The sequence below is a fragment of the Marinobacterium halophilum genome, assembly GCF_003014615.1.
GTDB lineage: Bacteria > Pseudomonadota > Gammaproteobacteria > Pseudomonadales > Balneatricaceae > Marinobacterium > Marinobacterium halophilum.
Genome location: NZ_PYGI01000005.1, coordinates 25,980 through 39,648, shown reverse-complemented (window position 1 = coordinate 39,648; position 13,669 = coordinate 25,980). Strand labels below are relative to the sequence as shown.

The window sequence follows — 13,669 nt, the reverse complement described above, 5'->3', positions numbered from 1 at the left end:
ATGAGCTTCTCTGTGGTTATCCCTGCCCGGTATGCATCCAGCCGTTTCCCGGGCAAGCCGCTGGCAGATCTTGCCGGTAAACCGATGTTGCAGCATGTCTATGAGCGCGCCTGCGAAAGTGAAGCGGTACGTGTTGTCATTGCGACGGACGATGAGCGCATTGCAGCGGTTGCCCGTGGCTTCGGTGCCGAAGTGTGCATGACCTCGTCGGACCATCCTTCAGGTACGGATCGTTTGCAGGAAGTTGTTCATACGCTTGGGTTCTATGCGGATGATATCGTCGTCAACGTGCAGGGTGATGAGCCACTGATCCCGCCTCGTATCATCAATCAGGTTGCGCATAATTTGATGGCGCTACCGGCGGCAGGTATCGCAACGCTGTCCGAGCCGATCGAAACGGTCGAATCACTGCTTAACCCGAATGTGGTTAAGGTGGTGACGGATCATCAGGGAATGGCGTTGTATTTCAGTCGCGCCCCGATTCCATGGCCACGTGATGCCTTCATGCAGGGGCAGGGCGAAATGCCGGGAGGATTCTCGTGGCAGCGCCATATCGGGCTATATGCCTACCGGGTCAAAATGTTGAACGATTTCGTTGCCTGGCCACCGGCTCCGCTGGAGCAGACCGAGTGTCTGGAGCAGCTGCGTGCGCTTTGGCATGGCGTGGGTATTCACGTGGATGCGGCTGATGAAGCGCCGCCTGCAGGTGTTGATACCCCGGAAGATCTGGCGCGTATTGCCGAGTTATTGGCGGGCAAGTGACGCCTTGTTGTACTGAATGATGTTGAAGGTATCGATGTGAAAAAGCAGACATCCATCCTGTTCGTATGCCTGGGGAATATCTGTCGTTCGCCCACTGCGCATGGTGTGTTTGAGCAGATGGTGCAGGCGCACGATATGGGCGATCGTCTCCTGATCGATTCGGCAGGCACGGCGGCTTATCATATTGGCAAAGCACCTGATCCACGAACCCGTGCAGCCGCGAGCCGGCGCGGGTATGACCTAGAGCACTTGCGTGCCCGTGCGGTAGATACTTCCGATTTTGAACGATTTGACTACGTGTTGGCGATGGATGCAGCCAACTTGCGTGAGCTGCGCAGCCTGTGTCCGGGAGATTTTGGCGGTCATTTGGGGCTGTTTCTTGAATTTGCCGAGGGCAGTAAGCTGAAAGAAGTGCCAGACCCTTATTACACTGCCGGTGAGCGTGGCTTTGACGAAGTGCTGGATTTGGTGGAGTTGGCCAGTCAGGGGTTATATCGACACCTGCAGCAGGAAGGGAGAGCCTGAGCGTGCTGCAGTTCAAGAATCATGTGCCATTGAGTGAGCACAACACGTTCGGCTTTGATGTAGAGGCCGAGCAGTTGGTTACCATTACAGAGCCTGGGCAGCTTGTTGAGCTGCAGGAATGGCTTGAACGCAACCCGCAGCCATTGCTGGTGTTGGGTGGAGGCAGCAACCTGGTACTGTCGGCTGACATACCGGGTGTTGTCGCGCGTATGGCGATCAGGCGCTGGGATGTGGCGTTTAAGGGTGATGAAGTCAGTGTCTGGGTGGGGGCTGGCGAGAACTGGCACGAGACGGTAGAAAGGACGCTGTTCGAGGGCTTTTACGGACTCGAGAATCTTGCGCTTATTCCCGGCACGGTCGGAGCTGCGCCGGTGCAGAATATCGGTGCCTATGGTGTCGAAATCAAGGACCGCCTGGGTCGGGTAGAAGTATTCGACCGGCAGAATAGGGTATTGAAGCTGCTGGATAATGCTGACTGTCTTTTTGCATATCGCGACAGTCTGTTCAAGTCTGGTGAGCCTGACCGCTATATCATCACGGCGGTAGAGTTTCGGCTCAGTCGCGTAGCGGGTGTTCAGGTCGGCTATGCGGCGCTGGATGCTGCAATTGAGAAAGATGGTCCAGTTACGCCTCGGCAAGTGTTTGATGCTGTGTGCAGGGTGCGTCGACAAAAGCTGCCTTCGCCAGAAGTGTTAGGCAATGCGGGCAGTTTCTTCAAGAATCCGCTGGTGAGTGTCGAGCAGGGTTTGGTGCTCAAGGCACAGGAGCCCGACCTGGTGGCATATCCTGATGTGGGTGGTGGCTATAAGCTGGCGGCTGGGTGGTTGATCGATCGCTGTGGGTTGAAAGGTTATCGTCAAGGGAATGTCGGTACTTATCCAGAGCAGGCACTGGTTGTGGTTAATTGGGGGCGTGGTAACCGTACGGAAGTGGAGCAGCTTGCCGATTATATTCAGCAGCAAGTAATGGCACGCTTCGGTGTATGGCTTGAGCCAGAGCCACGCTTTTATCCCTGACGGTTTGGTGACTCATCTCGATCAGTATTAACGCCGTTAATGATTAGATACAAAAAAGCCGCTGCAGCGTTAACTGCAGCGGCTTTTTAATGGGCGATCAGTTTTTACTGATCGCCTTCCATCTTCTCGCGACGACGTACTTCACGTGGGTCGTTGGGTGCGCGTCCTGCACGGCGACGTGAGCGAGCCGGTTTGGCGGCGGGCTGGGCATTTTCATCTGCCTGTACCGCTGCGGTTTCCTCGGGCTCTGACTGCTCATCAGTGGAGGCTGCTTTCTCCGCTGTATCGGCCTGTGCAGTGTCTTCCTCTACAACTGCTGCCGGGTGTGCCGGTGCCGGTGTCGATTCTGCAGATGCTTCAGTCTCAGTAGCCGTATCGCTGTCGACAGGTGCTGATGTCTGCTCCTGTTCGGCTGTTTCAACCGGCGTCACTTCGGCAGCGGTTTTCACGGCCGATTCGGCAGGTTTTTCTGCATCAGCAGCTTTTTCTTCAGTAGCCAGCTGCTCAGGTGCTTCTGTAACAGGCTCTACAGCCGCTTCAGTAGCGCTCTCAGTCGCTTTTTCGGGTTCTGCGGCGGTCACCTCAGTTGCCTCAGCTTCTGTTGTTTCAGCCATTACGGGCGCATCTGTAACTTCAGTCACGCTTGCGCTGGTTTCAGCTTCGTTCAGTTGAAGTTCCTGCTGAACTTCGCCGGACTTGTCTTCAGTCTGAGCTGCAGGTGTGCTATCGGCTGATTCCTTTTTCTCGGATTTGCCGCGTCCGCGTGCAGGCTTGCGACGGCTACGAGAGCTGCGCTTTTCGGTTTTAACCGGTGCCTGTTCTGTGGCTTCTTCTGCCTGTTCAGTCGCTTCAGTTGACGCTTCAACGGCTTCAGTCTGCTGTTCGACAGGTGTGGCGACATCAGCTGCAGGTGCCTCCGCTTCATTGTCTGCCTCAGTGGCAATTGCAGAGCTTTCGGCAGTTGTCGCTGTAACAGCGTCGCTGGTTGCTTCGACTTTCTGCTCGACCGTTGCATCTGTCGTTGCTGCAGTTTCGGTAGCTGTTTCAGCCGTGCTGTCACCACCGAACGTAGCATTGGTGATTTTTTCTTCTGCCAGCAGAGCCTGGATTTCGCTCTCTGCAGTGGCGTCGCGCATCTCTTCCGGCAGCGGTGTGCGTACTGCATTACGCTGCTCGGTGTTGCGACGACGACGACCACGACGGCGGGCGCGGCTGCTATCTTCCTGCTTGGCTGTTTGTGTACCTTCTTCCACTACGGCAGCATCGGCTGGCTGCACGTTGTCGGTTGTAGTGCTTTCAACGGCATTGGTGTCCTGAGTGTCGTCACGACGGTTACGACTGCGGCTGCGGCTGCGACGACGACGGGTATTCTCCGGCTTATCCTGCGTTTCGCTGGCACCAATGGTCGGCAAGTTCGAGTCACGCTCTACTGTGATGATCTCGTCGTTATCACGTTTCTCGCGCTTGTCACGGTTGCTGCGGCGGCGATCATGTTCGCGACGACGCTGGCGATTATCGCGCGCGTCCTTGCTGACACTGCTGCGCACATCGCTTTTTTCCCTTGCCGGCGGCGTGCTTTCCGCGTTGGGCTGTGCGGCAGGCTTGGGGGCGACGGTTGTTTCGGGCTTGCTGCCAAACAGGCCGCGCAGAGTGCCAAGAATACGTTCACCGAACGACGGTGTGCGCTTCTGTGGCTCTGGGCGGGCAGTGGCTGCGCTGCGCTGTGGTTCTGCAGCTGAACGCTGAGGTGCAGCCTTTGCTTGCGGTGCAGGCGCAGGAGCTGGTGTTGATGCTGGTTTGGCAGCTGGCTCAGGTGTGGTGGGCTTGGGAGCCTGTTTGCGCTGAGCAACCGCTTTGACGGCCGCTTCTTCACGCTTGGGTGCTGGCGCACGTGTAGTTTCAAGTACTTCAGGCTCTGCTTCCGGCTGCAGGTTGTAACTCGGATCCTGAGTAGTGATCACCGTATGGTCGTCGCGCAGACGTACGACTTCGTAATGCGGTGTTTCCATGTTTGGATTGGGCACAATCACGATGCGCACTTGGTGGCGCAGTTCGATGCTATGTACCTCATGGCGCTTTTCATTCAGCAGATAAGTCGCCACCGTTACCGGCAAAATGGCCCGAATCTGTGCGGTACGATCTTTTGAAGATTCCTCTTCGATCAGACGCAGGATGGACAAAGCCAAGGACTCGGTGTCACGGATGCTGCCCTGGCCGTGGCAGCGCGGGCAAACACTGCCGCGTGATTCGGCCAAAGAAGGGCGCAGACGCTGGCGCGACATTTCCAGCAGGCCGAAGCGGGAGATACGGCCCATTTGTACGCGGGCGCGGTCCAGCTTAAGGGAGTCACGCAGGCGATTTTCAACTTCACGCTGGTTCTTGATGGGTGTCATGTCGATGAAATCGATCACGATCAGGCCGCCGATATCGCGCAGACGCAACTGGCGGGCGATCTCTTCAGCCGCTTCCAGGTTGGTCTGCAGGGCGGTTTCTTCGATATCACTGCCGCGGGTGGCGCGTGCGGAGTTGATATCGATGGAGACCAGTGCTTCGGTCGGGTCGATGACGATTGAGCCGCCGGAAGGCAGTTTCACTTCGCGCTCGAAGGCGGTTTCGATCTGACTTTCGATCTGGAAGCGGTTGAACAGAGGTGTCTGTTCCTTGTACAGCTTGATGCGGCTCTCATAGCTCGGCATCACTTGCTGTACGAACTGCTGTGCCTGTTCGTACACACTGGGGTTGTCGATCAGCACTTCGCCAATGTCGGCGCGCAGATAGTCACGGATCGCGCGGATCACGACGTCACTTTCCTGGTAAACCAGGAACGGAGCAGGGCGTTCGTTGACAGCTTGAACGGCATCCCAAAGGGTGATCAGGTAGTCCAGGTCCCACTGCAGTTCTTCTGAGCTGCGACCAATGCCAGCGGTGCGCACGATGGCGCCCATGCCGTTCGGGATGTTGACGCCAGACAGGGCTTCCTTGAGCTGGGTACGATCATCACCTTCAATGCGACGTGAAATGCCGCCGGCACGCGGGTTGTTCGGCATCAGGACCAGGTATCGGCCCGCCAGGCTGATAAAGGTGGTCAGGGCAGCGCCTTTGTTGCCACGCTCTTCCTTGTCGACCTGCACGATAACCTCAGTGCCTTCCTTGACCATTTCCTTGATATTTGGCCGCTGGCCACGTTCAGGCTGCTTGCAGAAATATTCGCGGGAGATCTCTTTCAGGGGCAGGAAACCGTGGCGCTCGGCACCGAAATCGACAAAAGCGGCTTCAAGGCTGGGCTCTACACGGGTAATACGGCCTTTGTATATATTGGCTTTTTTCTGTTCACGACTGTCGGATTCGATATCAAGATCGAACAGGCGCTGGCCATCGACCAGTGCAACGCGCAACTCTTCAGGCTGAGTTGCGTTGATTAGCATTCTTTTCATGTTGGTGCGTTCTCATAAACGCAACGCTTCTCGCCCTGGCTGTGAGGGAGATAAATCAATGTCCAGTCTTTGGATGAGGGGCTAAAATGCAAAAACCCTCGTGCAGCCTCGCAAACGGCGGGCTGCCACTATCGTCAGTGAAGGAAACGCGAACCTATATTTTTATGGTTTCTGGCTGTGGCTGCCTGATTATCGTGAGGTAGGCAGGTTCCTGGTCAGCGTGCATCTTCACCTCCAACTGAACCTTCCGTCATACGAAGGTCGTGAAAGCGTTACGTGAAAGTGTTGTATTTCACGATATATGTTGTGTACTGCCGTCGGTCGGGTCTTGAGCGGCCACTCGTCCGGAATGAATGGCGGGGCCGGCTGCATGGATTTGAAATTTACTAAAGCCAACCGCCTGCGGCATCGGTAGAATATAACAGCTAACCCCTAAGGCATCAATTGAGAGTCAACACGTCTTTATGGCGCATAAACAAGAGCAGCAACAGAATCAGGTCCGTTTCGTGGAAGTCGATGAGGATCAGGCCGGTCAGCGTATTGATAACTTTTTGCGCACCGCGCTCAAGGGCGCGCCGAAAAGTCTTATCTATCGTATCGTGCGCAAAGGCGAAATTCGTGTAAACAAGAAGCGGGTCAAGCCCGATACCCGGCTTAATGCCGGTGATATGATCCGCATTCCGCCGATACGGGTATCTGAACCCGGTGAGCCGACTCCGGTGGGTACCGGTTTGGCGGATCATCTCGACGGTGCCGTACTGTATGAAAGCGATAGCCTGATGGTTATCAACAAACCGGCAGGTTTGGCCGTGCATGGTGGCAGTGGCGTCAGCCTCGGCTTGATCGAAGCGTTGCGACAGGTGCGCCCGGATTGCCGTTTTCTGGAATTGGTCCATCGTCTTGATCGGGATACATCCGGTTGCATCATGGTTGCCAAAAAACGCAGCATGCTGCGGTATCTGCATGATGCGTTACGGTCGCGCAAGGTCAACAAGATTTACCATGCGTTGGTCGTCGGACGTTGGGTCAAGCGTAAAGAGCGGATTGATGCGCCTTTGCTGCGTTGTGAGCTCAAATCCGGTGAGCGTATTGTCAAGGTCCAGCAGGACGGCAAGGCCTCTTTGACGGACTTTACGGTATTGCGCCGTTATCAGGACCTTGCCACCCTGGTTGAGGCACGGCCGTTAACCGGGCGTACGCACCAAATTCGTGTGCATACCCAGTTTGCCGGTCATTCGATTGTGGGTGATGTGAAATACACCCCTGATGATGTTAATAATCAATTCAGGCAACAGGGTATTAAACGCTTAATGTTGCATGCGGCCAGGCTGGAATTGAATCTGCCGGATGGTGAACGTTTGCGCGTCGAGGCACCACTGGATGCTGACACCGAAAAAGCTCTGGCCCAGTTGGCCGATCGCTACGCTGAATAAAGGAACACGTCTTCATGGATAATCAGCTCAAGGTTGCAATTTTTACCGCCGCCGATCAGTGCCTGCTGACCGGTGAAGCACCGCATGCCTCGCGTTTGCTATCGCTTTCACCCGAGGCTTCAATGGAGTCGATTGCAGCGATACTTGCCGAGTGGTGGCAACAGCTGCCTTCACGTCTGCACTTGCGTGATGAGACCGCATCGTCTCCGGATATGCCTGAGGCAATGCGCCAGGTGTTCACCCGCGTGTGGCAGCAAGCGGTGCAGGAAGCATCGGTCGAGTTGAATGCGCAGGTCAAACGGCCTGATCTTGAAGCCGATGTCATGCAGCGGGAAAGGGATGATGCACTGAAGCGCTCGCAGGGGGAGATTGGGGAGCTGGAGCAGCGCTACCGTGAGCAGGCGCTGAAACTGGATGAAGCCCATGAGCAGTATGAAGCACTGGGTGCCGAGTTGCAGGTGTTGCGTCACAACCTTGCCAATGAAACGACCCAGCGCAAAAAAGAAGAGCAGCTGAGAGCGAACGCCGAGCAAGAATTGGCTCAGCTGCGGCGCTCGTACGAAGAAAACAAGCGCGTCTTTGATCAGCGTGTACGCGATGAGCAGCGACATAACCTGGAAGCCCTTGCCAAGGTGGACGTGGACACACGCCACTACCGTAATGCGCTGGAAAAGTTGCGGGATGAGAGTGGTCGTCGTGAAGCCGAAATGACGCGTGAACTGCATGAGCTTCAGGGCGTGCTGGCTCGTCGTGATGTCAAAATCGAGACACTGACAACTCAGGTGAAGAGCCAGGATGAAGCACTGCGTGGCCTGAAGTCGAGGGATGCGCAGCAGCAGCGTGAGCAGACGCAAATCAGTGCGCAATTGTTGACCGAAACCAATAAAAGTAAACGCTATGAAGAGCAGCTTCGCCAGCTGGAAGAATCTTTGCAAAAGCTCAATCAGAAGCAGGTCAGCAACAATAGCGAAAGCGCACGCCGGGAAAGTCAATTGCGTTCACAGCTTAAACAGTGTGAAGAAGAGCTGTTGAAGTCCCAGGCGCGCGCGCAAGGTTTTGAAAAGCGTGCGGGTGCGCTTGAGGAAGAGATGCGTCGCCTCAAGCAGCGAGTGTGAATTAAACCCTTTATGGAATAGGGTTTTGATTCTTTATGCCCTGGTGTTATATTAAAAAAATATTTATAACCTGATTAGAGCGTAAGTAATGAAACTGCAGCAGTTGCGTTACATCTGGGAAGTTGCACGCCATGACCTTAATGTCTCGGCAACCGCACAGAGCCTGTATACCTCTCAGCCCGGCATTAGCAAGCAGATCCGTTTGCTTGAGGATGAGCTGGGGGTTGAGGTGTTTGCGCGCAGTGGCAAGCACCTGACACGGGTGACCCCTGCCGGTGAAGCGATTCTGGCGATTGCCGGTGAAGTGTTGCAAAAATGTGAGGCTATTCGCCAGGTCGCCCAGGAGTTCAGTGATGAGCGCAAGGGCAAGCTGGAAGTTGCAACCACGCATACCCAGGCACGTTATGCCTTGCCGGAAACCATTCATGATTTCATCAAGGTGTATCCGGATGTTTCGCTGCATATCCATCAGGGAACGCCCATGCAGATTTCCGAGATGGCGGCAGATGGTACAGTCGATTTTGCGATTGCAACTGAAGCGATGGCGCATTTCAGCGATTTGATCATGATGCCGTGCTACCGCTGGAATCGCTCGGTGGTTGTGCCTGCCGGCCATCCATTGACTGAACTGCCTGAATTGACCTTGGAAGCGCTGGCTGAGTGGCCGCTCATTACTTATGTGTTTGGGTTTACCGGTCGCTCCAAGCTGGATGAAGCCTTTACCAGCAAAGGATTGGAACCGAAGGTGGTGCTGACAGCGGTGGATTCCGATGTCATCAAGACGTATGTCCGTCTTGGTCTGGGCGTTGGCATCATCGCGACCATGGCCTTCGAAGAGGGCAATGATGACGGGCTTGTCGCTCTGGATGCCAGCCACTTGTTCGAGCACAGCGTAACGCGGATCGGCTTCCGCAAGGGCACATTCCTGCGTGGCTATATGTATGATTTTATCCAGACCTTTGCGCCGCACTTGACGCCGGATCTGGTTCGACAGGTACAGGCATGTGGCAATCGCCATGATGTCGATGCGCTATTTGCCGATATGGAGTTGCCGGAGCATTGAAAGGATGCAGGTGACAGGGTAAATTGTGCGGCTATTAATAATTGACTGGAGGCGTCCCGCGTGGAACTGGCTTGTCTTGACCTGGAAGGTGTACTGATTCCCGAAATCTGGATCGCGTTTGCGGAAGAAACCGGTATCGAGGAACTGAAGGCCACAACCCGGGATATTCCCGATTATGACGTGCTGATGAAGCAGCGTCTGCGTATTCTGGATGAGCATGGTCTGACCCTGCCGCAGATTCAGGACACCATCAGTCGTTTGTCACCGCTTGAGGGTGCACGTGAATTTGTCGACTGGCTGCGCGAGCGTTATCAGGTCGTGATACTGTCCGACACCTTCTACGAATTTGCTGAGCCGCTGATGAAGCAGTTGGGTTACCCGACGCTGCTGTGCCACAAGCTTGAGGTGAATGAAGAAGGTCGTATCACTGACTATACTTTGCGTCAGCGTGATCCCAAGCGTCAGTCTGTGCGTGCGTTCCAGCTGTTGAACTATCGTGTAGTCGCGACCGGTGACTCTTACAACGACACCACCATGCTGTCACAGGCCGAGGCCGGAATCTTGTTCCATGCGCCAAAGAATGTGATCGAGGAGTTTCCTCAGTATCCGGCCGTTCACACCTATGAAGATCTCAAGGCTGAATTTGTTAAAGCCAGTGTGCGTGACCTGACCGTTTAAGCTGCCAGTAACGACTGCCTCGGGTTAATGTCGGGGCAGTGACAGGAGACCTCAAACCATGAAACGATATTTACGCAAGCCGTTGATGCTTGGGGTCTTCCTGCCTGCTGCAGTGTTAACGCTGGGTGCATTCTCCTACCAGCCACTCAAGTACTCATTGCCGCTTGAGCTGCCGCAATTGACAGTGTCGGCTGAAGCGTCATTGCAAGAGCTGGCAGACATCAGCATTCCTGATTATGTCTACACGATTCAATCGGGTGATACCTTAAGCACCATTTTCCAGACCTTGAGCGTATCTCAGAAAGAGATGTATCAGGTGCTGGAAAGTGATGTTTCCATTCTGGCGCTGGATACGCTTAAGCCGGGTGATAAGCTCGGGTTCTGGTTGAAGCAGGGCCGTTTGCAGAAGCTGGAATTGCGCTTCAGTCCGGCGCATCAGGTAGTGTTCAGCAAGGTAGCGGATGAGGCGTTCGAGTACGATGAAGTGCATGTGGATGGCGAATGGCGCGAACAGGTTGTTGCCGGTGAGATAAACGGCAGTTTTTATACGTCTGCGAAAGCGGCGGGTTTGAGTGCAGCCGAAGTGCAGCGTGTGTCGGCCCTGTTGCAGGACAAGATTAACTTCCGTCGCGATTTGCGTGCCGGCGATCGTTTTCAGGTGGTGCGGGCTGAGCAATTCGTTGATGGTCAGCCAACCGGCAACACCCGCCTGGAAGGGCTGCGAGTACTTAATCGTGCGCGTGAACTGACGGCCTTCATGTTTGACGGTAACTATTACGATCTCAATGGCGAAAGTCTGGCGCGTGCATTTATGCGTGTCCCGACCAAGCGCCAGTTCCGTTTGAGCTCGCATTTCAATCCATACCGCAAGCATCCGGTTACTGGTCGTGTGCGTCCGCACAACGGCACCGATTTTGCGACACCTATCGGTACCCCCATATTGGCGACCGGTGATGGTGTTGTGACCCGCGTGACCAAACATCCCTATGCCGGTCTCTACATCGTTATCGAACATGGCGAGAAGTACAAAACGCGCTTCCTTCATCTGAGCAAGGCGTTGGTCAGCAAGGGGCAAACGGTGAGTCGTGGGCAGAAAATTGCACTGTCGGGCAACTCCGGTCGTTCAACGGGTGCGCATCTGCATTATGAGTTGCATATCAATGGCCGGCCGGTCAATGCCATGAAAGCGCCGATACCTGTCGCGGATGCTGTCGGTGACGAAGATCGAGTCGCATTCAATGCGCTTAAAGAGCGCCTGTTGACGCAGATGTCGACAACAGGCAACGGCTGATCAGTTCAGTCCCTGCAGGCAGTTGAGCAGGTTGTCCACCTTGTTGAACGTTTCCTGATACTCATCCTCTATCCGTGAGTCGGCAACTATGCCGCCTCCGGCCCAGCAATAGATATTCTTCTCCTGGCACAGCAGCGTACGAATGGTGATGCTGGTGTCCATACGTCCGCAGCAGCTGATGTAGCCAATCGATCCGCAATAGATTGAGCGTCGATGTGGCTCCAGTTCATCAATAATTTCCATGGCGCGTATCTTGGGAGCGCCGGTAATCGAGCCCCCGGGGAATGAATCTTTGAGTAGCTGTAGCGGTGTTGCCCCATCCCTGAGCTGGCCGCTAATGACGCTGACCATGTGGTGGACGTTCGGATACTGCTCGATGCTGAACAGCTCGGGTACTTTTATGCTGCCGGCCTGACAGCTTCTGCTTAGGTCATTGCGCAACAAATCCACAATCATCAGATTTTCGGCCCGATCCTTGGTTGAAGCGGCGAGTTCGGCCGCCAGTGCGGCATCTTCGGCAGGGGTGTTACCGCGAGGGCGGGTGCCTTTGATCGGGCGTGTTTCAACGCCGCCATAGTGGTCGGCCAGGAGTAGTCGCTCGGGTGACAATGACAGGATGGAGCCCAGCGGTGATTCCAGATAAGCCGCAAAGGGTGTTGGGGCAATCTGTCTCAGGGCTTTATAGGCATGCCAGGGGTCGCCCTGAAAGCGAGCATTGAAGCGCTGGGCAAAATTTATCTGGTAGCAGTCACCGGCATGAATGTAATCATCGATCTGTTCGAGTGCGTGGCGATACGCTGCAGGGCTGAGGTTGCTGTGAAAGGGTTCGGTCAGTGTGAAGGGTGAATCGGTTGCGACTGTATGTGCCTGTAAGCGTTGTTCAACCTGCTTCAGCATTGCGGGCTCGGCGAGCGGGTGGCTGACCAGGCGGCTGGTGCGTTGCTGGTGATCAATCACGATGGCCCACAGATAGCGTCCCACCTGCATCCAGGGGTAATCAATATCGGCTTCGGCCTGCTGTGGCAATACCTCGACGGCTCGGCCCAGGTCATAACCGAAGATCCCGATCAGGCCGCCACAGAATGGCAGGTTTGCCTCAGCAGCATGCTGACCGAGTTCGCCGAGACAGTGTTCCAGATAACCAAAAGGCTCGGTAGTTGTGGGTGTAACAGGCTGCTGCTGTCCATCTTCAACATATAGCCCCTCGGGGCCAAAGCGAATGATGCGGTCGGGTGCAGCACTGATAATGTCATAGCGACCTGTTGCTGCCTGTGGATGACTGCTGTCGAGCAGTACGGCATGGCCAAGCGGTCGAACGCATTCCAGCACGGCATGCGCATCCAGTGTGTAATCAATGAACAGCTGTTGAATCAACCTTAAGCCCCGGAAAATCCCTATTTTAGCGTGTTCAGGGGAGTCTGTGCGAGCCTTGGGGGCATCGGTGTTTATAATATGACTGGTTGTACCTACAGGACATTTAAGATGAAACACCCTTTTGAACATCAGGACGCCGTGCTCACGCTACCGGATCAGCATTTGCACTACCGCGTGTATCGCAATCGGGGCGCGTTGTCGTCGCGTCGGCTGTTATTGATTCATGGTGCCGGCGTGGCAGGCGAAGATACCTGGCATATGCTGACGGCCTGTTTGAACCATTGGAGTGAAATACTGGTACCCGACCTGCGCGGTACCGGGCACAGTCATTTTCCGGATCATCAAGAGCATGCGTTTGATGTGCATGAGCTGGTCAATGATATGGGGGTATTGGTCGATCATCTGGGATGGTGGCAATTCGACCTCGGAGGATATTCGCTGGGTGGTTTGGTCAGTATGCTGCTCAAGCAGCGTTACCCTGACCGGGTTGGCAAGCAGTTCCTGCTCGAGTCTGCAGTGTTGGATCGTCCGGATTGGCAGAGCACCGTCGAGTTGCGTCAGCGGTATTCGGAAGCGGCGGTACACCTGCGATCAGTTGATCGCGAACAGGGTATTCGACAATTTCTGAATACCATCTCGCCGAACCGGAGGGTGTCCGAGCAGGCTGATGCCGCCGCAGTGAGTCGCTTGGCGCGTCGTCCTCTTGGTTTTGCGCACTCATTGGATGCGGTCACAGCTGCCATTAACAGCATTGATCGTAATGCGTTGGTTGCTGCACAGGGGGATGTCAGTAGCTTTATTGGTGGGCAAAGCGTCGAATTGATGCATCAGCTACATTTGAGTTTGGCGGAAAGGATGCCGAATTGGCACTATTTCATGGTGTCGGGCACGGATCATTCACTGCCTTTTCAAAAGCCGCGACAGATCGCAAGGATCATGGGCGCAGAGCTGGAACGTTACCTGGATGCCGTCTGAGGG

Annotated in this window: 11 protein-coding genes; 9 read left to right on the top strand and 2 right to left on the bottom strand. The window is 55.1% G+C overall.

What is annotated here, in order from left to right; genetic code table 11:
• The 3 genes from kdsB to murB are packed head-to-tail and all read left to right on the top strand — an operon-like array spanning position 1 to position 2,303.
• Positions 1 to 762: a 3-deoxy-manno-octulosonate cytidylyltransferase gene (kdsB, locus tag CLV44_RS04570; RefSeq protein ID WP_106590932.1), complete on the top strand. Its 762-nt coding sequence runs from the start codon at positions 1 to 3 to the stop codon at positions 760 to 762.
• 36 nt (positions 763 to 798) lie between these two features.
• Positions 799 to 1,287 (top strand): low molecular weight protein-tyrosine-phosphatase, encoded by a 489-nt coding sequence (locus CLV44_RS04565; RefSeq protein ID WP_245912604.1) that lies wholly within the window; start codon positions 799 to 801, stop codon positions 1,285 to 1,287.
• Positions 1,288 to 1,289: 2 nt separating this feature from the next.
• Positions 1,290 to 2,303 carry a UDP-N-acetylmuramate dehydrogenase gene (gene murB / locus CLV44_RS04560; RefSeq protein WP_245912603.1) on the top strand — a complete coding sequence of 338 codons (1,014 nt, stop codon included), beginning with the start codon at positions 1,290 to 1,292 and terminating at the stop codon, positions 2,301 to 2,303.
• Positions 2,304 to 2,407: 104 nt separating this feature from the next.
• Here murB and rne read toward each other — a convergent pair whose 3' ends face one another.
• A complete protein-coding gene (rne, locus tag CLV44_RS04555; protein WP_170069261.1) occupies positions 2,408 to 5,737 on the bottom strand; it encodes a ribonuclease E in 3,330 nt (1,109 codons plus the stop codon).
• Positions 5,738 to 6,201: 464 nt separating this feature from the next.
• On the opposite strand from rne, the gene rluC reads away from it, so the two are divergent.
• The 5 genes from rluC (at position 6,202) to CLV44_RS04530 (ending at position 11,317) form a co-directional block, all read left to right on the top strand.
• The gene (rluC, locus tag CLV44_RS04550) at positions 6,202 to 7,170 is read left to right on the top strand and encodes a 23S rRNA pseudouridine(955/2504/2580) synthase RluC (RefSeq protein WP_106590928.1); all 969 of its coding nucleotides are present in this window, start codon (positions 6,202 to 6,204) and stop codon (positions 7,168 to 7,170) included.
• Between the two features lie 14 nt (positions 7,171 to 7,184).
• Complete coding sequence (locus CLV44_RS04545) at positions 7,185 to 8,285, top strand: DNA-binding protein (protein ID WP_106590927.1); 1,101 nt, start codon at positions 7,185 to 7,187, stop codon at positions 8,283 to 8,285.
• Between the two features lie 88 nt (positions 8,286 to 8,373).
• The gene (cysB, locus tag CLV44_RS04540; protein ID WP_106590926.1) at positions 8,374 to 9,348 is read left to right on the top strand and encodes an HTH-type transcriptional regulator CysB; all 975 of its coding nucleotides are present in this window, start codon (positions 8,374 to 8,376) and stop codon (positions 9,346 to 9,348) included.
• A 60-nt stretch (positions 9,349 to 9,408) separates the two neighbouring features.
• Positions 9,409 to 10,026 carry a bifunctional phosphoserine phosphatase/homoserine phosphotransferase ThrH gene (gene thrH / locus CLV44_RS04535; protein ID WP_106590925.1) on the top strand — a complete coding sequence of 206 codons (618 nt, stop codon included), beginning with the start codon at positions 9,409 to 9,411 and terminating at the stop codon, positions 10,024 to 10,026.
• Positions 10,027 to 10,084: 58 nt separating this feature from the next.
• Positions 10,085 to 11,317 (top strand): peptidoglycan DD-metalloendopeptidase family protein, encoded by a 1,233-nt coding sequence (locus CLV44_RS04530; protein ID WP_245912602.1) that lies wholly within the window; start codon positions 10,085 to 10,087, stop codon positions 11,315 to 11,317.
• On the opposite strand, the gene pabB is transcribed toward CLV44_RS04530, so the two are convergent.
• Positions 11,318 to 12,691 (bottom strand): aminodeoxychorismate synthase component I, encoded by a 1,374-nt coding sequence (pabB, locus tag CLV44_RS04525; protein WP_106590924.1) that lies wholly within the window; start codon positions 12,689 to 12,691, stop codon positions 11,318 to 11,320. It lies immediately after the preceding gene.
• Positions 12,692 to 12,799: 108 nt separating this feature from the next.
• On the opposite strand from pabB, the gene CLV44_RS04520 reads away from it, so the two are divergent.
• Positions 12,800 to 13,666 (top strand): alpha/beta fold hydrolase, encoded by an 867-nt coding sequence (locus CLV44_RS04520; RefSeq protein ID WP_106590923.1) that lies wholly within the window; start codon positions 12,800 to 12,802, stop codon positions 13,664 to 13,666.
• The last annotated feature ends 3 nt before the right edge of the window (positions 13,667 to 13,669 follow it).

Excerpts from the sequence above, each read along its gene's own strand:
- kdsB (WP_106590932.1), top strand. The coding sequence starts at position 1 with ATGAGCTTCTCTGTGGTTATCCCTGCCCGGTATGCATCCAGCCGTTTC.
- rne (WP_170069261.1), bottom strand. The coding sequence starts at position 5,737 with ATGAAAAGAATGCTAATCAACGCAACTCAGCCTGAAGAGTTGCGCGTT.
- rluC (WP_106590928.1), top strand. The coding sequence starts at position 6,202 with ATGGCGCATAAACAAGAGCAGCAACAGAATCAGGTCCGTTTCGTGGAA.
- CLV44_RS04545 (WP_106590927.1), top strand. The coding sequence starts at position 7,185 with ATGGATAATCAGCTCAAGGTTGCAATTTTTACCGCCGCCGATCAGTGC.
- cysB (WP_106590926.1), top strand. The coding sequence starts at position 8,374 with ATGAAACTGCAGCAGTTGCGTTACATCTGGGAAGTTGCACGCCATGAC.
- CLV44_RS04530 (WP_245912602.1), top strand. The coding sequence starts at position 10,085 with ATGAAACGATATTTACGCAAGCCGTTGATGCTTGGGGTCTTCCTGCCT.
- CLV44_RS04520 (WP_106590923.1), top strand. The coding sequence starts at position 12,800 with ATGAAACACCCTTTTGAACATCAGGACGCCGTGCTCACGCTACCGGAT.